Origin of the sequence: Streptosporangium sp. NBC_01810, assembly GCF_035917355.1 — a bacterium.
Lineage (GTDB): Bacteria > Actinomycetota > Actinomycetes > Streptosporangiales > Streptosporangiaceae > Streptosporangium.
Window position 1 is genome coordinate 6,640,498 of record NZ_CP109070.1, and the last position, 20,262, is coordinate 6,660,759.

At 67.0% G+C, this 20,262-nt stretch carries 23 protein-coding genes and 1 tRNA gene; 16 read left to right on the plus strand and 8 right to left on the minus strand.

The genetic code is table 11. From position 1 onward, the window contains the following. Both OIE13_RS29825 and OIE13_RS29830 read left to right on the plus strand, forming a co-directional pair. On the plus strand, positions 1 to 201 hold the full coding sequence (locus OIE13_RS29825; protein WP_326829028.1) for a helix-turn-helix domain-containing protein: 201 nt from the start codon (positions 1 to 3) through the stop codon (positions 199 to 201). After that, a complete protein-coding gene (locus OIE13_RS29830; RefSeq protein WP_326829029.1) occupies positions 201 to 1,547 on the plus strand; it encodes a tyrosine-type recombinase/integrase in 1,347 nt (448 codons plus the stop codon). Before OIE13_RS29825 ends, OIE13_RS29830 begins: the two co-directional genes overlap by 1 nt. Positions 1,548 to 1,635: 88 nt before the next feature. Here OIE13_RS29830 and OIE13_RS29835 read toward each other — a convergent pair. Further along, positions 1,636 to 1,725 (minus strand) — tRNA-Ser (locus OIE13_RS29835). A gap of 270 nt (positions 1,726 to 1,995) precedes the next feature. Then, positions 1,996 to 2,559 (minus strand): YceI family protein, encoded by a 564-nt coding sequence (locus tag OIE13_RS29840; protein ID WP_326646367.1) that lies wholly within the window; start codon positions 2,557 to 2,559, stop codon positions 1,996 to 1,998. A gap of 102 nt (positions 2,560 to 2,661) precedes the next feature. Here OIE13_RS29840 and OIE13_RS29845 point away from each other — a divergent pair, with 102 nt between their 5' ends. Then, on the plus strand, positions 2,662 to 3,153 hold the full coding sequence (locus OIE13_RS29845; RefSeq protein WP_326646366.1) for a MarR family winged helix-turn-helix transcriptional regulator: 492 nt from the start codon (positions 2,662 to 2,664) through the stop codon (positions 3,151 to 3,153). A 159-nt stretch (positions 3,154 to 3,312) separates the two neighbouring features. Beyond that, entirely contained in the window at positions 3,313 to 3,489 is a 177-nt protein-coding gene (locus OIE13_RS29850; RefSeq protein WP_326829030.1) for a hypothetical protein, read from the plus strand. A gap of 31 nt (positions 3,490 to 3,520) precedes the next feature. Here the strand turns inward: OIE13_RS29850 and OIE13_RS29855 are convergent, their stop codons facing one another. Next, positions 3,521 to 4,117, minus strand: coding sequence for a SigE family RNA polymerase sigma factor (locus tag OIE13_RS29855; RefSeq protein WP_326646365.1), 597 nt, complete (start codon positions 4,115 to 4,117; stop codon positions 3,521 to 3,523). A 215-nt stretch (positions 4,118 to 4,332) separates the two neighbouring features. On the opposite strand from OIE13_RS29855, the gene OIE13_RS29860 reads away from it, so the two are divergent. After that, positions 4,333 to 5,283, plus strand: coding sequence for a hypothetical protein (locus tag OIE13_RS29860; RefSeq protein WP_326646364.1), 951 nt, complete (start codon positions 4,333 to 4,335; stop codon positions 5,281 to 5,283). Positions 5,284 to 5,288: 5 nt separating this feature from the next. Then, positions 5,289 to 6,128: a MauE/DoxX family redox-associated membrane protein gene (locus OIE13_RS29865; protein ID WP_326646363.1), complete on the plus strand. Its 840-nt coding sequence runs from the start codon at positions 5,289 to 5,291 to the stop codon at positions 6,126 to 6,128. 254 nt (positions 6,129 to 6,382) lie between these two features. Here the strand turns inward: OIE13_RS29865 and OIE13_RS29870 are convergent, their stop codons facing one another. Further along, a complete protein-coding gene (locus OIE13_RS29870) occupies positions 6,383 to 7,555 on the minus strand; it encodes an AAA family ATPase (protein WP_442811698.1) in 1,173 nt (390 codons plus the stop codon). A 452-nt stretch (positions 7,556 to 8,007) separates the two neighbouring features. Further along, on the minus strand, positions 8,008 to 8,433 hold the full coding sequence (gene rplK, locus OIE13_RS29875; protein WP_326646361.1) for a 50S ribosomal protein L11: 426 nt from the start codon (positions 8,431 to 8,433) through the stop codon (positions 8,008 to 8,010). A 53-nt stretch (positions 8,434 to 8,486) separates the two neighbouring features. Between rplK and OIE13_RS29880 the strand changes: the two genes are divergently transcribed. From OIE13_RS29880 to OIE13_RS29890, 3 genes are all read left to right on the plus strand, one after another. Continuing rightward, positions 8,487 to 9,389 carry a MerR family transcriptional regulator gene (locus OIE13_RS29880; protein WP_326646360.1) on the plus strand — a complete coding sequence of 301 codons (903 nt, stop codon included), beginning with the start codon at positions 8,487 to 8,489 and terminating at the stop codon, positions 9,387 to 9,389. A gap of 57 nt (positions 9,390 to 9,446) precedes the next feature. After that, on the plus strand, positions 9,447 to 10,244 hold the full coding sequence (locus OIE13_RS29885; protein WP_326646359.1) for a M15 family metallopeptidase: 798 nt from the start codon (positions 9,447 to 9,449) through the stop codon (positions 10,242 to 10,244). A 683-nt stretch (positions 10,245 to 10,927) separates the two neighbouring features. Then, the gene (locus OIE13_RS29890) at positions 10,928 to 11,944 is read left to right on the plus strand and encodes a TerC/Alx family metal homeostasis membrane protein (RefSeq protein WP_326646358.1); all 1,017 of its coding nucleotides are present in this window, start codon (positions 10,928 to 10,930) and stop codon (positions 11,942 to 11,944) included. Between the two features lie 143 nt (positions 11,945 to 12,087). Here OIE13_RS29890 and OIE13_RS29895 read toward each other — a convergent pair whose 3' ends face one another. Next, positions 12,088 to 13,185, minus strand: a complete 1,098-nt coding sequence (locus OIE13_RS29895; RefSeq protein WP_326646357.1) for a DUF4328 domain-containing protein — start codon at positions 13,183 to 13,185, stop codon at positions 12,088 to 12,090. A gap of 345 nt (positions 13,186 to 13,530) precedes the next feature. Between OIE13_RS29895 and OIE13_RS29900 the strand changes: the two genes are divergently transcribed. The 3 genes from OIE13_RS29900 to OIE13_RS29910 all read left to right on the plus strand — a co-directional run bounded on the left by OIE13_RS29900 (position 13,531) and on the right by OIE13_RS29910 (position 16,272). After that, complete coding sequence (locus tag OIE13_RS29900; RefSeq protein WP_326829031.1) at positions 13,531 to 14,394, plus strand: NUDIX hydrolase; 864 nt, start codon at positions 13,531 to 13,533, stop codon at positions 14,392 to 14,394. A gap of 43 nt (positions 14,395 to 14,437) precedes the next feature. Next, positions 14,438 to 15,469 carry a permease gene (locus OIE13_RS29905; protein WP_326646355.1) on the plus strand — a complete coding sequence of 344 codons (1,032 nt, stop codon included), beginning with the start codon at positions 14,438 to 14,440 and terminating at the stop codon, positions 15,467 to 15,469. Between the two features lie 71 nt (positions 15,470 to 15,540). After that, positions 15,541 to 16,272 carry a TIGR03943 family putative permease subunit gene (locus tag OIE13_RS29910; RefSeq protein ID WP_326829032.1) on the plus strand — a complete coding sequence of 244 codons (732 nt, stop codon included), beginning with the start codon at positions 15,541 to 15,543 and terminating at the stop codon, positions 16,270 to 16,272. A gap of 28 nt (positions 16,273 to 16,300) precedes the next feature. On the opposite strand, the gene OIE13_RS29915 is transcribed toward OIE13_RS29910, so the two are convergent. Together OIE13_RS29915 and OIE13_RS29920 are read right to left on the minus strand one after the other, a co-directional pair. Continuing rightward, complete coding sequence (locus OIE13_RS29915) at positions 16,301 to 17,110, minus strand: PrsW family glutamic-type intramembrane protease (RefSeq protein WP_326646353.1); 810 nt, start codon at positions 17,108 to 17,110, stop codon at positions 16,301 to 16,303. 52 nt (positions 17,111 to 17,162) lie between these two features. Next, complete coding sequence (locus tag OIE13_RS29920) at positions 17,163 to 17,444, minus strand: cadmium resistance transporter (protein WP_326646352.1); 282 nt, start codon at positions 17,442 to 17,444, stop codon at positions 17,163 to 17,165. Between the two features lie 111 nt (positions 17,445 to 17,555). Between OIE13_RS29920 and OIE13_RS29925 the strand changes: the two genes are divergently transcribed. The 4 genes from OIE13_RS29925 (at position 17,556) to OIE13_RS29940 (ending at position 19,697) form a co-directional block, all read left to right on the plus strand. After that, complete coding sequence (locus OIE13_RS29925; protein ID WP_326829033.1) at positions 17,556 to 18,281, plus strand: hypothetical protein; 726 nt, start codon at positions 17,556 to 17,558, stop codon at positions 18,279 to 18,281. Positions 18,282 to 18,426: 145 nt separating this feature from the next. Then, a complete protein-coding gene (locus tag OIE13_RS29930; protein WP_326646350.1) occupies positions 18,427 to 18,948 on the plus strand; it encodes a hypothetical protein in 522 nt (173 codons plus the stop codon). Positions 18,949 to 18,951: 3 nt separating this feature from the next. Beyond that, entirely contained in the window at positions 18,952 to 19,338 is a 387-nt protein-coding gene (locus OIE13_RS29935; RefSeq protein WP_326646349.1) for a hypothetical protein, read from the plus strand. Between the two features lie 122 nt (positions 19,339 to 19,460). Beyond that, complete coding sequence (locus OIE13_RS29940; RefSeq protein ID WP_326646348.1) at positions 19,461 to 19,697, plus strand: hypothetical protein; 237 nt, start codon at positions 19,461 to 19,463, stop codon at positions 19,695 to 19,697. The last annotated feature ends 565 nt before the right edge of the window (positions 19,698 to 20,262 follow it).

Here is a 20,262-nt window from a genome sequence, read left to right on the forward strand (position 1 = left end):
ATGGAACCGCTGTTCTACCGGCCCAAGGATGCCGCCGTGATGCTCGGCATGAGCCGTACTGCCGTCTTCCGACTGATCAAATCCGGCGAACTGAAGTCGATCAAAGACGAGGGATACCGGCTGGTCCCCCGGTGGGCGCTCCACGAGTTCGCCCGTGCGCTGGAGACCAAGGCGGGGCTCTCCCAGGATGAGGCGGCGTGATGGCGAAGAAGCCGGACGGCCGGTCCTCGATCTACTTCGGTAATGACGGCTACTGGCACGGCTGGGTCACTTTGGGCATTAAGCCGGACGGCTCCCTCGACCGTCGTCACCGGATGGCCACGACTGAGGCCGAAGTGACCCGCAAGGTCAGGGAACTGGAGAACAACCGGGAGTCGGGACAGGTCACCAAGCCCGGCCGTGCGCCCACTATCGCCGAGTGGATGACCGAGTATCTCGACGTGATCTGTGAGCGGCTCGTGATCTCCGGCAAGATGGCGCCGCGCACGCTGACGGACTACCGGTCCAAGACGCGTCACTGGATTATTCCGCTGCTCGGGCGGCATCGGCTCAACCGGCTCGCTCCCGAGCACCTCGACACGGCTTACACCACGATGCTGGAGAAGAACCTCTCGACCAGCACCGTGCTCAAGGTTCATCGCATCCTGTCGCGGGCGCTGACCATCGCGGTGCGCCGCAACAAGCTCACGCGGAACGTCGCGACCCTCGTCGAGGCTCCCTCGGCAGCTTCCACCGAGATCGAACCGCTGAGCCGCGAAGAGGCTCGCAACATTCTCGATGTGGCTGGCACCCGGCGGAACGGGGCGCGCTGGTCGGTCGCTCTGGCTCTCGGCATCCGCCAGGGTGAGGCGCTCGGGCTCCGCTGGCAGTACGTCGACCTGGAGACCGGAGTGATCAGGGCGTGGTTCCAGATCCAGCGCACCGAATGGCAACATGGGTGCGCCGATCCCCATAAATGCGGAGAGAAGTGGCATCGCTGGCCCTGCAAAAAGAAGTGCAGTGATCACGGGCACAACCCCGGCTGTAAGGAAGGCTGCAAAAAGCAGGGGCACACCTGCTTCAAGAGGACCTGCCTCAAGGACTGCACAAGCCATGCCGACAAGTGCCCAAAACGCACCGGCGGGGGCATCGTCTTCCGCCAGCGAAAGGGCAAGAGCAAGCTCACCCTCCAATGCCCTCCCGAGTTGCTCGCTCTCCTCAAGGCACATCGCAAGATCCAGGCTGCGGAGCGTCTCAAGGCGGGGGATCGCTGGGAGGATCACGATCTCGTGTTCGCCACCCGCCACGGCGGCCCGATCGAGCGCACCGAGGACTGGAAGGTGTGGAAAACCATCCTCAAGCAAGCCGGGGTTCGGGACGTCCGGGTGCACGACGCTCGCCACACGGCCGCGACGCTGCTCATCGAGCAGGGGGTGAATATCCGGGTCGTTCAGGAGGTCCTGGGCCACACGAGGGTGACCACGACCGAGCGTTATGCACATGTGTCCACACCGCTCATGCGCGACGCCGGCGAACGCCTGGCCTCGGCGCTCTGGGGGGAGTCCTGAACCCTCGTTGCAACTAGGACTGCAACTATGGCGCACCTAGAGATCAAAAAGGCCCTCTCCCAAGTTTCGGGAGAGGGCCTTTGACCTGCGGAGGCTCGGGGATTTGAACCCCGGATGGGCGGTAAACCCAAACCGCATTAGCAGTGCGGCGCCATAGACCTGACTAGGCGAAGCCTCCTGGTAACCGTTCGGCTCAGGACAGAGTACCGGCCATCCGGCGAGGCGGCAAAGCGGTTAGAGATCGCGTCGCGGGCAAGAGCCGGGCGAGAGTTGTCCACAGGCGGTGGATAACTCTCGCCGCCCCTGTGGACAAACTCGGGAGTCCCCAGCTGAGCCGACGGAAATCCCGTGGATTCCCATTTTGCGAGACGCTACATCTCACTGGGCGAACACATTGGGGCCCCTCGCCGCCCGAGAGGACGGGAGAGGCCCCGAGTGGTGGCGGAGATCAGGCGGCCGGGTTGGCCTCGCCCTCGATCTCGATCTTGATCTTCTTGCCGACCAGGACGCCGCCGGTCTCCAGCGCCTGGTTCCAGGTCAGGCCGAACTCCTCGCGGTCGATCTCGGTCGTGATCGAGAAGCCCCAGACGTCCTGGCCCCACGGGTTGGTGCCGGCGCCGCCGTACTCGACGGTGAGCTCGACCGGCTTGGTGACGTCGCGGATGGTGAGGTCACCGACGAGGGTGAACTCGTCACCGGAGTGGCCGACGACGCGGGTGCTGCGGAAGGTCAGCGTGGGGAACTTCTCCGCGGAGAGGAAGTCTTCGCCGCGCAGGTGGGCGTCGCGGTCCGCGGCACCGGTGGTGATGCTCTCGGTCTTGATCGAGATCTCCGCGGAGGAGTCCAGGGGGTTCTCGGCGACGTTGACGGTGCCGGAGAACTCGTTGAAGTGACCGCGGACCTTGCTCACCATCATGTGCTTGACGACGAAGCCGATCCGGGTGTGGGCGACGTCCAGAGCGAAGGTGCCGGCGGCGGGGATCTGAAGATTCTCCCAGGTCCGAGTGGTCATGCTGTGCTCCTGATGAGATGATTGCCGAGTAGATGATTGCGCCAACAGATTTCTACACGAGGAATATTCCTTCCGTCAACTACCTTCGGATAGAGTGTGAACGTGATCCCCTTTGATGACTCCCGGCTGACGGCGATGGGCCTCCTGGCAGAGGTCTACACCGGCATCTCGGCCAAGACGCATGAGTCCTTTGTGGCCGCGGGGCTCTCAGAGATCGACTTCGAGACGTTGATCAGGTTGGCGCGCTCGCCGGGACGGCGGCTGCGGATGAGCGACCTGGCGGCGCAGACGAGCCTGTCCACCAGCGGGATGACCCGGGTCGTCGACCGGCTGGAACGCGAGGGACTCGCCACGAGGCAGGCGTGCGCCACGGACAGGCGGGCCTCCTACGCGGTCATCACCGAGGCCGGCGCCGACCGGCTCAGCGGCATCCTCCCTCGGCACCTGATCGACATCGATACCTGGTTCACCGGCCTGCTCTCCCCCGAACAGCTCAGCACCTTCCTCGACGCCCTCAGAATCATTCGCGACGCCGTACGGCCGTGTGCCACCGCGGGGGCGGAGGCCGAGTCCACCCCGTCTCCCCACAGCTAGAGCCGAGGGCTTTCAACCTTCACGGATCAGGTTTCCCGAATGACGATGTCCCAGCAAAGGCTCCGGTCAACGTGCGGGGATTACCGGCCTGGGCCCGTCGGCGGATCCTGCCATGGCGAGGATCGGTCAGGTGGTGCCTCGCAAGAGCAGCGCGCCGCGGTGACCGACAACAACTCCGACGGCAACTCCGACGACAACGTGGCGAGGCGCCGCACGACCGCGACGGGCAGCAGGTCCAGCCTCCTGACCGCGACGGGCAGAAAGATCCACCTCCTGACCGCGACGGGCAGAAAGATCCACCTCCTGACCGCGACGGGCAGAAGATCCACCTCCTGACCGCGACGGGCAGAAGATCCGAGGGACAGCTCTAAGCCCGATGCTCCAACTCCCGCGGTTCGGAGAGGGTGAGGTCGCCGCGGAGCTTGGCCATCCCCCTGGAGACCGTGCTCTTGACGGTACCGACGCTGATGCCCAAGGTCTTGGCGATCTCCGACTCGGTCATGTCCTCGTAGTAGCGCAGGACGACGGCGGTCCGCATCCGGGTGGGCAGCCGGTCGAGGGCCTGCTCGACCCGCTCGGGCAGGTGGGGGCCGCCCGCGAGCACCGGTTCGGGAAGTTCCTCGGACGGATACTCCTCCAGCTTGCGCCGCCGCCACCAGGAGATGTTGATGTTGACCATCGCCCGGCGCACATAGCGGTCCAGGGCGGTGTGGTCCTGGATGCGGTCCCAGGCAAGGTAGGTCTTGACCAGTGCCACCTGCAGCAGGTCCTCGGCATCGTTCGGATTCCCGGTGAGCTGGTAGGCGGCACGCAGTAACGCCGGACCGCGAGCAACGACATACTCGCGGAACTCCTCGTCGGTCCCGCCGGCCACCGCGATCACCAGCCTGTGCTCCAGGTGCGTATGGTGGTCAGAATCGCAGCCCGAACCCATACTGCGGCTGAACCGAAATCTATGTTTCATCCCATCAACGGTAAAGATCGGCTTCGATGGGCGATAGAGCACGCAAGAGATACTAGATAGCGGTTTGTCGTTGAGTGGACACCAATGCGTTCTACCGAGGAGGGGAACTGTAGTACCTGGTTGGACACCTGCCGTGATTATTGGTGGAGCGGACAGCGGGACTCCGCGAAGCGTGTGACGCTGATGCGACACCTCGCAGAACCTGGGGAGCGACGATGCCCTATCTCAGCGCCGATCGCCGCCGCGCGCTGTCGGCGGCCGCGCTTGGCCGGGCTGTGCAGGAGCCTGGCCCCCTTCCCGTCGAAGGTGAGTCCTTCCACTCTGTCAGCGGTGCGATCCTCGACGTCAGTCCGCACCTGATCATCATCGACACCCCGGACGGCCACGAGGAGCGGCTCGTCATCGCACCCTGGGCGACCGCCTGGCGTGGCGAGGCCGTCAGCCCGGCCGATCTTCCCCTGGGCTCCAATGTGATCATCAGAGCGCTGCGGGCCGGCCGGGTCGTGGACCGGATCTGGGCGGACATCACCAGGATCACTGGTGTGATCCAGTCGATCGACTCGGAGGGCAAGGACCACTCCGTGGAGCTGTACTGCGGGCCGCACCGCGGGCGGCGCACGATCGTCATCCCCTACCGTGCCTCGGGGCGCCTGCGAGTCAGGCATCCGCAGTTCGAATCCGGCTACCTGTTCGACGCCATCGGGGTCCGCGAGGGCGGCGTGGCACAGGCTCGCCTGCCCGCGACCTCGCAGCCGCCCTACCGGTGGAAGGCCGTGCCGCCGCCTCCGCCCGGCTACAGCGGTATGCAGGCGCGGATCTCGGGCACGGCCACCTGGTCGGACACCTTCGACTGTGGAGAGCAGGGGGTGGCCTACCCCATGTTGGAGCGGTCCGATACGGCGTGCGACGACGCCGGGGTGTCCTGCACCGGGCTGCCGTACCTGTCTCTGGGGTCGATGCTCAACGTACGCAACGTGTGCGCCGGGCGGACCTCGGTCCTGCCGATCGTGGCGTGCGGCTGTCTGGCCGGCCGATTCTGCGACCGGTGCCTGGAGTGCGGCACCTCCCCGCGCGGCCGGATCCTGGAGTTGTCACCGAGTTCCTTCGTGGAGCTCGGCGGAGACCTGACCGCCGGATGCTTCAACGCCAGACTTGGAATGGGGTGACCCGGATGCTGACGACGATCGCCGCCGGACAACTGCCGGTCCTGCTCCTGTTGCTGACCGCGGGTATGGTCGCGAAGTTCTGGACCGTCGCGCGCGAGGCCGAGCCCGGCATGCTGAGCAGGCTGGGGCCTGCCATGCTGGTGCACGAGCGCTGGCGTAAGCACATGATGGTGGCCTGTGCGCTCGGCGAGCTGTTCCTGGCGTGCGGTTTGCTGGTGAGTGGCCATCCGTTCTTCCGGTGGGCGGTCGTCGCGTTCTTCGCGGTGTCCACCTATGTCCTGTGGGAGCTGCGGCGCCGGCGCCCGGACGCGGGATGCGGCTGCTTCGGCGAGGTCAGCGCGGTCCCGGTGGGACGGCGATCGCTGGGCCGCACCATGGTGCTGACGGCCATGTCCGCGGGGCTGGTCCTGACTCCGGAGATCTCCGGCTGGGAGGCGATCGTTGGCATGACGTGGACGCACGTGCCGTCCATGATCGCCGGATTGCTGGTGCTCGCCGCGCTCTCGCCGGAGATCGAGGAGGCGGTCTCCCGGCTCCGCTACCGGGCGCCCTGCGAGCAGCGCCGCTTCGACCCGGCCACCGCGCTCGGCCGACTGCGGTCGAGCACGGTCTGGCGCTCGCACGCCGACCGGCTGTCGAGCAAGGAGCCGGTCGACAGCTGGCGGGAGCTGTGCTGGCGGTTCTTCGTCTATCCGGGACACAGCCACGCGGGCGAGCCCGTCGACATGGTCTTCGCGGTCTATCTGAGCGGGCGCCATCCGGCGGTGCGGGTCGCCATGGTCGGCTCCGACGGGCGGCCGGTGGAGGCCACATCTCTTCCGGAATCTCTGCCGGTATCGGCTTGACGCTAGAGGACCCTAGATTCTTCTAGCCCTGCCCCTATGGATCTTCTGCCCACTGCGGTCAGGGGGCGCCTCGCCGCGTTGTCACCGGTCACCTCGCTTGCCAGGCGGCCACCTGGCCGATCCGGCCACGACAGGATCCGCGGGACCGCGCCCAGGGCAGCACGATTGGACTCTATATGGCTCTCTAGCTTCCCCATTAGAGAGCCATATAGAGAGCTAGGGGTCCTCTCGCATTATATCGAACAAATGTTCGCTCAGATCGGTTGGGATCGCAGGAACTTTCCGAAGTGCGGCACGGTGAACGCGATCAGCCCTCGCTCCGCGCTGTAGATCAGGCCCTTCTTGATGAGGCTGTCACGGGCCGGAGAGAGGCTCGACGGTTTACGGCCGAGCCCTTCGGCCACCTCGGCGGTGGCGACGGGCTCGTCGCCGATGGCGGCCATGGCGTGCATGTAGTCGCGCTCGGCGGGGGTGGCCCGCTCGTAGCGGCTGCCGAAGAAGCCGACCGCGAGTTCCTCCTCGGCCTCCGGCGCGGAGACCCTGATGTCGTCGGCGGTGATCGGGCTGCGCAGCGCCAGGTCCCAGGCGACCTTGCCGTACGCCTGGACGAAGTAGGGGTAGCCGTCGGCCGCCACATAGAGGGCGTCGAGGGCGTCCTGGGTGAACTCCACGCCCTCACTCTCCGCCGGGGCGATGAGCGCCAGGTCGGCCGCGTCGCGGTCGAGACGGTCGATCCTGGCATAGCGGAAGAGCCGTTCGGAGTAGCTCTTGCTGGCCGACAGCACACTGGGTAGATGCGGCAGCCCCGCGCCCACCACGATCAGCGGGCCGCCACTCTGGGAGAGCTCGTGACAGGCCGCGCAGAGCGCCGAGACGTCGGGAGCCTGCACATCCTGCATCTCGTCGATGAACAGCGCGATGCCGACGCCCAGATCGGTGGCGACCCCGGCGGCGTCGACGAACAACTCGGTGAGGTCGATCTCCAGATCCCCTGAGTCGGCGCGCCCCCGCCCGGCGGGCACGTCGATCGCGGGCGACCAGTGCGAAGTGCCCTTGGCCGCGGACGGGTCGCGCATCGCGAACGCCTTGAGCACGCCGAGGAACTCCTCGATGCGCTCGGGCGCCCGATGCCGGGGGGCCAGCTCGCGGACCGCCATGTGCAGGGCGGCGGCCACCGGACGCCGGATCGACTGGTCGGGCCTGGCCTCGATCTTCCCGGTGCCCCACAGCCGCTGCATGGCCATCGATTTGAAAGTGTTGAGCAGGACGGTCTTACCGACGCCACGCAGCCCGGTGACCACCATGCTGCGCTCGGGGCGCCCTCGGGCCACCCGCTCCAGGACGATCTCAAACTGCTGTAGCTCACGGTCGCGACCGGCGAGCTCTGGGGGGCGCTGTCCGGCACCGGGAGCGTAGGGATTGCGCACGGGGTCCACGCTCTCGGACTTTATGACGGGATATAGCGGCCGGCTTAGATTTCCGTAGAAAGGACTACGGCGTGTCGCACCGCGCTCCACCGGCACCCGAGGGAACGGGGCGTGTGTCGCGAGCATCGCCATGGCACACCCCTTCACCTGGGCGGACGTCAGTCCGAACCCGTGTTCGACCCCGTGCCCATGACTGTAGCGCGGGTTCGAACACAGGCGCGATACGTTTCGATGAAAAGCCTTCCCAAGGAACCCAGGTTCGTGTGCCAAGCAGCTACAAACCCGGGCGTAAGCCCTTAGTCCTCAGCACCGTCAACCACGGCTGGTCAGTCCCGGGCGATCAGTCCCAGGCGGTCAGACCCGGACGGTCAGTCCCAGGCGGTCAGACCCGGACGGTCAGTCCCAGGCGGTCAGACCCAGGCGGTCAGACCCGGACGGTCAGTCCCAGGCGGTCAGACCCGGACGGTCAGTCCCATCGAGCGCGCGGTACCGGCGACGATCTTCTCGGCCTGGTCCAGATCCGCAGTGTTGAGATCGGGCATCTTGCTCCTGGCGACCTCCCGCAACTGCGCGCGGGTGATCGTGCCCACCGCCTGATGCCCGGGGCGGGGGCTGCCGGCGTCCAGGCCGATCGTCCGGCGGATCAGCGAGGCCGTGGTGGGCATCTTGACCGCCAGTTCGAACGAACGGTCCTCGAATACGGTGACGACGACGGGGACCACGAATCCCCGCCGGTCCTGCGTGGCGGCGTTGTACCGGCGGCAGAACTCCATGAGGTTCAGCCCCAACGGGCCGAGGTCCTTGCCAACGGTGGCGGGACCGGCCTCGCCGGCCTGGAGTTGGAGTTTGGCGATCCGGCTGATCTTCTTCTTCGACATGCCTGGCAAGCTAAAGTCTCCTGTTACTGGAGGCTCAACAGAATAATGAGGGCATGAGCTACACGATCGGACAGCTCGCCAGGCTCTCCGGGCTGCCGGTGAAAACGATCCGCTTCTACTCCGACATCGGGGTGCTTCCCGAACGCGGCCGCACCCGGAGCGGCTACCGCCTCTACGGCGACGAGGACCGTGGGCGGCTGGAGCTCGTCAGGGCGCTGCGCGAGATCGGCGTCGACCTGACGACCATCAGGTCACTCGGCGACCGCGACCTGGGCGAGGTGCTCTCCCTGCATCTCCGTACGGTCGAGGCAAAGATCAGGTCGCTGCAGCGGACCCGTGCGGTACTCAGGGCCACGCTGGAGCGGGACGAGGTGTCCGACGACGATCTGCGTCGGCTCAACGCCCTCGGGCGGCTCGGTACGGCGGAGACGGCCGCGCTGGTGCACGAGTTCGTCGACGAGGTCTCCGGCGAGAATCCCGCCAGGCGGAAGTGGCTCGCCGGCCTGCGCGCGGCCATGGTGCCCGACCTGCCCGACGATCCGGACATCGGGCAGCTCGACGCCTGGCTGGAGCTGATCGAACTGCTCTCCGACGACGACTTCCGCGCCTCCCTGCGCGAGATGGGCGGCGAGTTCTGGGAGAAGGCCGACGATCTCGATCCGACCGCCTGGCACGAGGCCAACGCCCTGATCATGGAGAGAGGGCTGACCGCGGTGCGCGACGGCGTGGCCCCCGAGTCGGAGGCCGCCGCATCCATCGTGGCCGGGATCCTCGCGCTCATGGCCGACGCGCAGGGGCGCACCCCGGAGTCGGTGGTACGGGACTACACCGAGCACGACTCGCGCGCCGAGCGATACTGGGAGCTGGTGGCCGTGGTCAACGGCACACCCTGGCCGCCGGATTCCGTGATCGCCCACGAGTGGATCGCCGCCGCGATCGCCTGTCACCTCGGGTAATTGATCAACTACAATGAACTATTGTCGCTTTTGTCCGTTTTGGTAAGGGGGTAGCGCGTGGCAAGGTCCAGATTCACGATCCGTACACGGGCGGCGCTCGCGGTGACCGTCGGCTGCCTGGCTGCCGCCTCCTGCGGCACGGCCACCTCCCAGCCCACATCGGCCCAGCCCACATCGGCCGCGCGGCCGACCTCGGCGGCTTCCGGGCCGACCGGGCCGCAGGCTGCCGCCGCGACACCGACGACGGCCCCGGAGCCCACCACGGCGACACCGACCCCGACAGGCCCGCCGAAGTTCTCCGCGAAGATCTCCCCTGTCACCCGCCAGCAGCTCAAGTACTCCTGGCGGCCCGGATGCCCGGTCCCGCTCAGCGACCTGCGGCTGATCACGATGACCTACTGGGGTTTCGACGACAAACCGCACACCGGCGAGCTGGTCGTGTACAAGGGCGTGACCGACGACATCGTCTCGATCTTCCGGCAGCTGTACGACTGGCGCTGGCCGATCAACAAGATGGAACTCGTCGACGTCTACAAGGGCGACGACTTCGACTCGATCGAAGCCAACAACACCTCGGCCTTCAACTGCCGCCCGGCGACGGGGTCGAGCAGCTGGTCCAAGCACGCCTACGGCCGGGCCATCGACATCAACCCGCGCGAGAACCCGTACGTGTCGGCGGACGGCTCGGTGGCGCACAGCAACGCCCGCAAGTTCGCCAAGCGTCCGGTACATGCCCCCGGCGTGATCAACCCGGGTGACCGGGTGGTCAAGGCCTTCCAGGCGAAAGGCTGGGAGTGGGGCGGCTACTGGTCAGGTATCAAGGACTACCAGCACTTCAGCAAGGGCGGCGGCTGAGGTCGAGGCCGATGTCATCGGGCGGTCTCCGCCACCTGGTCCGATGTCTCCTCTGGTCCGATGTCTCCTCTGGTCCGATGTCTCGTCCCCGTGCCCCCACCACCGCCGTGATTGCCCGGCCGATGCAGGTGGACTTCACCCCGGCGCCTCGTGCCGGTCGCCGGCGGGCGGCATGGCGGGAGCGGTTCACGAGTGGACGGCAGCCGGGGCCCGGGCCTTCCCGGCCACAGGACGGCAACGGTGACGATCGCGGAGATCGTCAGCAGGATGCCCAGCAGAACTTCGAGAAGCACGGTGATCGACATCGAACCCTCCCTCGACCGCGCAGTGGACATGTGCCCACCAGGACGAAGGCCTTCCCACACCCCCATGTCACACCAGGGGGCCACCCCGCCGGGTCACCCCACACTCGGGGACCGTGTTGACGATCGGGGTGTCGGACAGTGAGTACTCTCCGTCCCGTTGATTCCACTATCCGCGCGGGTCAGAGCCCGGTCAAATACCCGTGGCAGCCCCCGGAGGTAGAAGCCTGTACAGAAACTGCCTTAACCTGGGACGACGAGGGGAGTACTTCCCAAGAGCCGATCCGGTCAGTACGGATGTTTCATAACGTCCCCGGGCGGCCACCTGCACGGTGCAGGTGAAGGAGACCTCGAACGGCCAAGCACGTTCGAGGAGGTTTCATGCCCACCGAGGCATTGCTGTCAGCAGCCAGTCTTGAAACGATCGGTTCGCCACAGCTGTGGATCATCACCGTGGCCGCCCTGCTGCTGCTGCTCGCCGTGGACTTCATGCTGACGCGGCGCCCGCACGAGGTACGGATGCGCGAGGCGGTGGGCTGGTCGGTCTTCTACCTGGCACTGCCCCTGATTTTCGGCGTCTACGTGTGGGGGGCCTTCGGGTCAGGTGTGGCGGTGGAGTTCTTCACCGGCTACGTGGTGGAGAAGTCTCTGTCGGTGGACAACCTGTTCGTGTTCATGTTGCTGCTGTCCGCCTTCGCGGTCCCGGCCGCCCTGGCCCAGCGGGTCCTGCTGTACGGCATCATCGGGGCGCTGGTGCTGCGTGCGATCTTCATCGCACTGGGGGCGGCCGTCCTGCAGAGCGGCACCTGGGCGTTCCTGCTGTTCGGCGGGATACTGATCGTCACCGCCGTGAAGATCATGAAGGACGCGCTGCGCGGGAAAGAGCAGCATGTCGACATCTCCTCCATGCGCACGGTCCGGCTGCTACGGCGCTTCATGCCGGTCACCGACGACTATCGCGGTTCCCACCTGGTCGTTCGTGAGGGCGGCCGCCGCGCCCTGACCCCGCTGGCGCTGGCCATCGTGGCCGTCTTCGCCACCGACATCGTCTTCGCCGTCGACTCGGTGCCCGCGGTGTACGGCGTGACCGAGGACCCCTACCTGGTCTTCGCCACCAACGCCTTCGCCCTCCTGGGTCTTCGCGCGCTCTACTTCGTCCTCCTGGGCGTCCTGGCGAAACTGCGGCACCTGAACCACGGACTCGGCATCATCCTGGCCTTCATCGGGACCAAGCTCGTCCTGCACTGGGCGCACGGCGTCTGGACATGGGTCCCGGAAATCCCCACTCTGGCCTCGCTGGGGGTCATCGTCGCGGTCCTGGCCACCGTCACGGCCACAAGCATGTACGCCAACCGCCTCGACGCGAGGGCCGCCTCCTCACCCGCCGGACACAGGTAGCCGGACACAGGTAGCCGGACACGGATAGCCGGACACGGGTAGCCGGACGAACACGATCGGGCGTGACGAAACCCTGGCTAGGACACGACCACGGGGCCGCGCGGCGGACGTCCGGGCTTGACCGGTCATCCGGTCGGCGAGGCTCAGCCGTACGCGGGTGAGACGCGGGGCTGGAGCAGGTCCCAGCGGTTGCCGTACAGGTCCAGAAAGACGGCGACCGTACCGTAGGGCTCCTGCCGTGGGGTCTCCTCGAAGGTGACGCCCGCCGCCAGCATCCGCTCGTGGTCGCGGGCGAAGTCGTCGGTGTGGAGGAACAGTCCGACCCTGCCACCGGTCTGGTCGCCGACGCGAGCCTCCTGCTCGAGGCCGTCGGCCCGCGCGAGCAGGAGCGCCGTCTCCCGCGCGCCTCGCGGACGGACGGTCACCCAGCGTCCGCCCTCACCCTGGGGCGTGTCCTCCAGAAGTTCGAAACCGAGGACATCGACGTAGAAGGCGATGGCCTCGTCGTAGTCACGCACGACAAGCGCGGTGAGCCCGAGGTGCGGTTTCCCGACCGGGCCCCTTTCCGGGAGCCGTACCGGCCCTTTCACGCGGGCGGTCTCCTGAAGGTCGGTGATCGTCAGGACGACCCGGATGGCGAGCAGTCCTGCGGCGATCGGCAGCGCGATGCCGGTGATCAGGGCAAGGTCTGCCAGGCCGCTTTCCAGAGCGCTTTCCATATCCTCCATGTCCGTCCCCGCCAGCCCCACGGATGCCAGCGTCGCGTACGGCCACAGCACCCACGTCAGCCACCAGGCCCAGACCAGCCCCGAGCGGCGGGCCCTGAAGAGGTCGCTGCCCGGTCGCAGGCCACCGGGCCGGGAGGTGGCCAGGATGTCGTCGACGATCCCCTTGGGAGCGAACAGGTTGACGATGGGGAGGACCCAGCCGAGCACCAGGTACGGCGCGGCGTACGTGTGAAAGACCCCTGGAGAGATCGCGTACGCGTTGGCGCGAGCGCGGAACAACCAGCACACGAAGGCGATTCCGGCCAGAAGGTAGAGGATCGGGAAGAGGAGGACGATCGGGGAGAGGAGGAGCGTGTACAGGGCCTCCCACTCGTAGACCAGTCGCCAGAGCCGATCCCCCTCGTAGAGGATCCGCAGTCCCGACAGACCCACGGCCACGATGGAGACCAGCGCGATCAGGGTGATGGCAACGGTCGCGAGCGCACGAATCGGGCGCAGAGGGCGAACGTGCACAGAGAACGCGCTCGAATACATTCGGGTCCTTTAACGGGGGGTAGGACACGCGCCAGTATGGCGGACCCGGCATAGCCGATATAGATGTATTTATTGCCATTGGCAGATTGCTGGGCTAAACGTGCTCTCCGGAGATGCGGAAGGCTTCCCCGCTTCACCTCACTGCTTCCCCACTTCCCCACTTCCCCACTTCCCCACTTCCCCACTTCCCCACTTCCCCACTTCCCCAAGGTTCGCCGCAGCCTCTCACCCGTGAGCGTTGATCCGCGACAGGCCTCCGGGAGCATGAGGGGGAAGGCCGACCCGGCCCGGTGCCGCCGGACCGGGCTGATGCATCATTGGTCCATGGCGGCCAAGGATGGAGACGGTTGGGCCCAGTGTGATCGCGGACACCGGCACTGGGGGGTGTACGGGGCGGCCGGTCTGCTCGCCGTCCACCACGACGCCACGGGGAAACCGCACATCCTGATGCAGAAACGCTCCGTGTGGAGCCACCACGGCGGCACCTGGGGGCTGCCGGGCGGCGCCCGCGACAGCCACGAGGACACCGTCACGGCCGCCCTGCGCGAGGCGTTCGAGGAGGCCATGCTGGACGGCACCGGCCTGCGGGTCCAGGGCGTCTACCTCGACGACCACGGCGGCTGGTCCTTCGAGACCGTGATCACCGAGGCCGTGGAGCTACTGCACGCGGTCCCCGGTAACAGTGAGAGCGCCGACCTGCGCTGGCTTCCCGTCGAGGAGGTCTCCACCAGGAACCTCCACCCCGGCTTCGCCGAGACATGGCCGGTGGTCGGTCTCGCCCTCGCCCCCTCCCTCGTCGTCCTCGACATCGCCAACATCGTGGGCGCCCGCGCCGAACACGGCTGGTGGAGGGACCGAGCCGGCGCGGCGGCCAAGCTGCTCGCCGAGGTCGGCACGCACGCCGCCGGTGGCCTGCGGGCCGCGCCCGGTCAGGTCCCGGCCCTGGCTCGCTGGTTCCCCCGGGTGACCGCGGTCGTCGAGGGAGCCGCCCGCGACGCCGCTCCGGCGCCCGGCGTCTCCGTGATCACAGCGCAGGGCAGCGGAGACGACGCCATCGTCCAGGCCGTACGGGACGCCCTACCGTGGGAGCGCGTCCTGGTCGTCACCGCCGACCGGGGGCTGCGCGAGCGGGTCACGGAACTGGGCGCCGAGGTCACCGGCCCCAGATGGCTGCTCTCGCAGTTGTAGCGTTTCACGTGGAACATCACCAAGATCTGGCACGATAAGGCGCATGTCCGAGCTTCGAACCGGTCCGCGAACCGCGTGGGCCGACGACGACAGCCTGGTTCCCCCTGACTCCTGGGGGCGCGAAAACTCCGCGAAAAGGGCTCTGCCCTGGGGTTTCGTGCTCCTCATGGCCCTGCTGGTGACGGGCCGGTTCGCACTCGCCCCCCACCTGACGGCGCCCGCGCTCCAGACATGGGCCACGATCTTCGTGGCGATCTGCGTGCAGGCTCTCCCGTTCCTGGTCTTCGGCGTGGCGCTGTCCGCGGCGATCACGGCATTCGTCCCGGCATCGTTCTGGACCAGGGCGCTGCCGGGGAATCCAGTGGTCGCCGTACCGGTCGCCGGGGTGGCCGGGGCGGTGCTGCCGGGTTGCGAGTGCGCGTCCGTCCCGGTCGCGTCGGGGTTGATGGCCAGGGGGGTGACTCCGGCCGCCGCGCTGGCGTTCCTGCTCGCCTCTCCCGCGATCAACCCGATCGTGCTGGTCGCGACCGCCGTCGCCTTCCCCGGGCAGCCGTTGATGGTGCTGGCCAGGTTCGGGGCGTCGCTGGCCGTGGCTGTGCTGGTCGGCTGGCTCTGGCTGAGGTTCGGCCGGAGCGAGTGGCTACGGATCCCCTCCCGCCCGCACGGTGACGGCCCCCGGTGGGCGCGGTTCGGCGAGGCGATGCGGCATGACCTGCTGCACGCGGGCGGGTTCCTCATCGTCGGTGGACTGGCCGCGGCCACGCTGAACGTCACGATCCCCCGCGAGTGGCTGACCGCGATCGCCGGGGTGCCGTGGCTGGCGGTCCTGGTCATGGCACTGCTGGCGGTGCTGCTGTCGATCTGCTCGGAGGCCGACGCGTTCGTGGCGGCTTCGATGACCGCGTTCTCCCCGACCGCGAAGCTGGCCTTCCTGGTGGTCGGGCCGATGGTCGACCTGAAACTGATCGCGCTGCAGGCCGGTACGTTCGGCACGGCCTTCGCGGTCAGGTTCGTCCCGCTGACCTTCGCTCTCGCCATCCTGGTCAGCGCGTTCTTCGGGTGGTTGCTGCTTTGACGTCCTGCCTCTCTCCGGGCGGCGAGGTACGCCGACGGCTCCGCCGCTACGGAAGGAACCCTCGAACTTCGATGAACCGGGTGACCCAGAACCTGATCCTGACCTTGCTGGGCTGCGCCGTCCTGCGGATCTCGGCGTTCTCCACGACCTACCTCAACTACGTCAAGCCAGGTTTCCGGCCGTTCCTGATCGGTGCCGGGACGGTGCTGGTGGTTCTCGGGGTCATCGGGGTGTTCCAGGCGTACCGGCTGGAGAAGGGTGCGGCGGAGCGGGAGACACACGGGCATGCACACGGGCATGCACACGGCGGGCCTCGGGTCGCGTGGCTGATGTGCCTGCCGGTGTTCGCGATCTTCCTGATCGCACCGCCCGCCCTGGGCTCGTTCGCCGCCTCCCGGGATGACACCCCGCCACCCCGCGACCAGACGCTGAACTCGTTCACCCCGCTGACCGGCGCGGGTCCGGTGGACATGCCGATCGGCGAGTTCATCGGCCGGGCCTGGGACGACGACAAGAAGTCCCTCACCGGCCGCGAGGTCAGGCTGACCGGCTTCGTGGTGCCCGCGAAACGGAAAGGGCAGTGGTACGTCACTCGTATGCAGATCGCCTGCTGCGCCGCGGACGCGTTCCCGCTGAAGGTCTCGGTCAGGGGCCTGGAGATGCCACCGGCCGACACCTGGGTCGAGGTCACGGGTACCTGGATCCCGCAGACGTTCGGGAAGATGCCCAACGGGGTCATCTACCCTCGGCTGACCGGGAAGAGCCTCACCAGGGTGACGCCCCCCGACGAGCCGTACGAGTAGGCCGGGAGGCGCGCCTGGCCCGGTGGGGTCAGGAGCGGCAGGGCGCCGGCTCTGGAGCGGCCAGCGGTTTCAGGTCGCGGGTGGCCCGGTGGAACAGCCAGTAGCTCGCCGCGGCGACGACGAGGAAGAGCAGGCGGGCGGGCTGGGGGATGTCCAGGATGAGCAGGCCGTCGCTGAGCGAGTGAAGCAGGGCCGCCGTCATGAAGGCGGCGATGATGGGGATGGTGACGACGGCACGGCCTCTGATCTGCCAGGCCCCGAAGGCCACCGCGCACACCAGACCGGTCCAGACGAGGTGGCTGAAGGGGGTGCTGAGACCGCGTATGAGGAGAATCGTGCCCGCGCCGACGGCACCGCCGTTGGCGACGTTCTTCCAGGCGTAGGCCATCGACTCCATGATCGTGAATCCGGTCGCGCAGGACAGGCCGAGCGCGACCCCTGCGGCCTTGGTGAGGTGGCGCCCGGTGAGGGCGACCGCGAGAGGTGGGACGAGCTTCGCGGGTTCCTCGATCCATCCGACCCGCAGGATCGAGGTGCTGTTCTTCTGGGAGATGAAAAGCGAGTCGAAATAACCGCCGAGCAGCAGGGCGACGCCCCCGCCGAACAGGAACATCCCCATCAGCGTCATGGCCGGCACGCTGGTGGCGATGTGGATACGGTCGTGGATGGCGAGCAGGAGCGCGACGGGCCCGGCCGCGGCCCCGTAGAAGAAGGCCGCGGGCATGACGGCCTGGTTGCCGGCCGCCTGCATCATGGCGATGAGCGAGAAGGACAGAACGATCATGGCGATCCACGCCTTGAACCATCGATGCCGGTAGAAGCGCAAATGGTCTCGCATAATGATTAATTCCCCGATATACCTGCCCCGAATTCAGGCGAATTGTCCATATTTATCTAAATATCGACTCCGCCACAATGGCCACACCGATGACCATGAACACCACGGGTACCAGCCACCTGCCCGACCGTTCCACCAGGTCGATGATCTTCCTGTGTGAGCCGAGCCAGGACGCCGCCACGCACCAGACCGCGACGAGCAGCGCGAACACGGCCACCGTGACGGCGCTGGATGCCGGACCGATCGTGCGGAACAGCGGGGTGTAGACGAAGATGTTGTCGGCCCCGCTGGCGACGGCGAAGACGGCGGCGGCCGTACCGATCGCTTGAATCATGGGCGCATTATGTCCCCTTTCTCCCAGGGCAGGTGGCGATCGTGGTCAGCCGCGAGCTACGGGCATTATGATCACGTTCATCCACTCTTGTCGGCCCTTCGGAGACCGCACGTGGGCTATCCGCCGCAGTACGGCCAGCCGCCGCGGGGCGAGACCGGGCGCGGGCTGACCGTGATAGTCATCATGGCCCTCGGTGTGGCCATCGGGGCCGTCATCACCGTGTTCATGGTGCTCAACCCGCCCTCCTCGCCGCCGGGCTCGGCCCCGACACCCGATGCCGAGCACTCGGAGGTCTCGGTCCGCCAGGCCGCCCAGCCGGCACTCGACGCGTACAGCAGCGGTTCCTACGGTGACTTTTGGGACCTGTGGACCACCGGGGCGCAGGGGCTGATCACCCGGGAGGAGTACGTGAGGCTGTTCGATCTCTGCCCTCAGCTCGCGGCCGACTCCCCGTTCACCATCGCCACCGTCGCGATCACCGGTGACAGCGCCATGGTCCAGGCCGATCGGCTCGGTGACACGACGGAGTTCGGCTTCGTCTTCGAGAGCGGCTCGTGGCGGTACGAGCCGCCGCCCGAGGAGCAGTCGGAGTACCGGAAACCGGTCGACCAGATAGCCGAGCAACGACAGGCCGCAGGGTTCTGCGGCACCGTCACCCCTGCCCCAGGCCCGTCCGATCCTGCTCCCGGCCCGTCCGACCCCGCGTCCGATCCTGCCCCAGGCTCGTCCGATCCCGCGTCCGACCCTGCTCCCGGCCCATCCGACCCCGCGTCCGGCCCGTCCGTTCCCGGTCCGAGTTCGTCCGCCTCCTCCCAGTCATCAGGTTTCCTTGAATGATGAATTTGGACCTACACATATATGTATATGTGGATACGCTCGGTTGCATAGGGATGCGTGTGGCCCTGGGAACGCCCGAGACCGGTGATGTCCCGCACCAGGAATGAGACGGCGGCCTCGGGGCTTGGAAAGGCAGGTGAGGCGGATGATGGATGGCACGCGGCCGGGAATCCTGCTCGCGCCTGCCATCGAAGTCACACAGAAGTGCTGCCATAATCCACAATTCACAGCTACTGTCGAACTTATGGCCCACTCCATGCCGGCAAGGCAAGACGGCACAGGATCGGAAAAACCATCAGAAAATGATCACGATGGCGCCAGGCAAGAATCGGACTCGGTTCCGCTCTGGCTGGCACATCTCCAGCTTAGAGAAGGACAGAAGACAATCAGCGCATCAGCTCCAGACACCTCTATCACCATAGAGCTGGATAAAGCGGATTATGAGGCACTTTCCCGTAAGGCGCGGCTGACCGGAAACCGAATCGTCGACATGATCCACACGGCGGTCCAGCGAGAGATCGGCAACAAACCTCACGTGATCACCCTGATGCACCGCTGGAACCTGCACCGAGAAGATCTCGACATGGCGGCCGAATCCCTCGGGGTCGACCAGCTCTCCGAGGCGGAGTGGGGCCAGATCGGCATTCGCCCGTTCAGGAGGCGTTGAGCCATGCTTCCCGGTCGAGTACTCGACGTGAGCGCGCTGGTCGACATCGCGGTGGCGAAGACCGAATACTCCAGAAGCATCGCCGCCATGTGCCTTTTCCGCGGCGGTGGGATATGCGTCCCGGCGACCAGCCTCGCGGCCGTCCTGTCCATCTCCCCGATCTCGACCCAGGTGGAGCTGTTCGAGCTCGTCACGACACCCGGCGTGAAGATCGATGACTTCACACACGGGAAGGTCGGAGACATCGCGGAGATCCTCGACGGGTCGCGCGACATCACGGCCGGACACGTCATCTGGTGTGCCCGCGCCACCCGGTGGCCCATCCTCACGGATCGCGGGGCGGAGCTCGTCCAGTACGACCAGAATCTCGAGATCGATCCGCTGCCGTAGGTCCCCGCCGGCCACGGGGGCGCCGTCCTTGGCCGACCGCCATAACCACCCGGTTGAAACCGATGCCAAATATCGTTGCGCGCGCGATCGATTTTCGGAGCCGGGGCTTTCACACTGGGAGAGTGACGTTCGAGACTAGGCGCATCAAGCTAGACATTCCTGACGGACCGGAATACGACCAGGTGCGCGATATGCACGGTCACTCGGTCACGGTGTTCGCGTCCACGGAGATCAACGGTGAACGCTCCCTGAAAATCGGCAGCCGGACGTTGCAGCTGAGGAAGGTGGGCGTGGACGAGGACGGCGAGGAGTCGATGGACGTCTACCGAGCCGAGTCCATCTCGGACCCGTCGTACTGAGGACCCATCACCGAGGACCCCCCGTACCAAGGACCCCTCGCACTGAGGACCCCCCGTACCGAGGACCCCCGTACCGAGGACCCGTCGCACCGAGCGCACCCGCCCGCGCTCGGCGCGTGCGACCACGTCCCCGCCCGCTGATCACACTCCCGAACGGGTACGCCGCGTTTCCGTACGGGGGCACCTGATCGCGGATCCGTGGCGGAGACACCGGCGATTCGCCTGCGACCTCACTCGTCCCGGCGCGCCACCTGTTCGGGCCGACCATGTGACGCGATGCCCTCGGCACACTGGAAAGGTCCGAACTCGGCGAACCAATTCGCCAGGCGGAGCCGGGCACACAGGCCCCGCGGCTCCGCGGCCTCACGGCTCCGCGGCTCCGCGGCTCCGCGGCTCCGCGGCTCCGCGGCTCCGCGGCTCCGCGGCTCCCAGCGGCCTCGGGCGAGAATTCATGGCGGCGCGACCGGCTGCCCGGAGCGGCCTGGAAGATCATCGGCGCTGGAGACATCGGAAATCATCATGTTTTTATGATTCCGTCCTAATCCTCACCTGCTCGGTTGCGCGA

Bases quoted from the DNA above. Each gene is read 5' to 3' on its own strand.
- OIE13_RS29825 (WP_326829028.1), top strand. From the start codon at position 1: ATGGAACCGCTGTTCTACCGGCCCAAGGATGCCGCCGTGATGCTCGGC.
- OIE13_RS29830 (WP_326829029.1), top strand. From the start codon at position 201: ATGGCGAAGAAGCCGGACGGCCGGTCCTCGATCTACTTCGGTAATGAC.
- OIE13_RS29840 (WP_326646367.1), bottom strand. From the start codon at position 2,559: ATGACCACTCGGACCTGGGAGAATCTTCAGATCCCCGCCGCCGGCACC.
- OIE13_RS29855 (WP_326646365.1), bottom strand. From the start codon at position 4,117: ATGAAACATAGATTTCGGTTCAGCCGCAGTATGGGTTCGGGCTGCGAT.
- OIE13_RS29860 (WP_326646364.1), top strand. From the start codon at position 4,333: ATGCCCTATCTCAGCGCCGATCGCCGCCGCGCGCTGTCGGCGGCCGCG.
- OIE13_RS29865 (WP_326646363.1), top strand. From the start codon at position 5,289: ATGCTGACGACGATCGCCGCCGGACAACTGCCGGTCCTGCTCCTGTTG.
- rplK (WP_326646361.1), bottom strand. From the start codon at position 8,433: ATGTCGAAGAAGAAGATCAGCCGGATCGCCAAACTCCAACTCCAGGCC.
- OIE13_RS29880 (WP_326646360.1), top strand. From the start codon at position 8,487: ATGAGCTACACGATCGGACAGCTCGCCAGGCTCTCCGGGCTGCCGGTG.
- OIE13_RS29890 (WP_326646358.1), top strand. From the start codon at position 10,928: ATGCCCACCGAGGCATTGCTGTCAGCAGCCAGTCTTGAAACGATCGGT.
- OIE13_RS29900 (WP_326829031.1), top strand. From the start codon at position 13,531: ATGGCGGCCAAGGATGGAGACGGTTGGGCCCAGTGTGATCGCGGACAC.
- OIE13_RS29905 (WP_326646355.1), top strand. From the start codon at position 14,438: ATGTCCGAGCTTCGAACCGGTCCGCGAACCGCGTGGGCCGACGACGAC.
- OIE13_RS29910 (WP_326829032.1), top strand. From the start codon at position 15,541: ATGAACCGGGTGACCCAGAACCTGATCCTGACCTTGCTGGGCTGCGCC.
- OIE13_RS29915 (WP_326646353.1), bottom strand. From the start codon at position 17,110: ATGCGAGACCATTTGCGCTTCTACCGGCATCGATGGTTCAAGGCGTGG.
- OIE13_RS29920 (WP_326646352.1), bottom strand. From the start codon at position 17,444: ATGATTCAAGCGATCGGTACGGCCGCCGCCGTCTTCGCCGTCGCCAGC.
- OIE13_RS29930 (WP_326646350.1), top strand. From the start codon at position 18,427: ATGATGGATGGCACGCGGCCGGGAATCCTGCTCGCGCCTGCCATCGAA.
- OIE13_RS29935 (WP_326646349.1), top strand. From the start codon at position 18,952: ATGCTTCCCGGTCGAGTACTCGACGTGAGCGCGCTGGTCGACATCGCG.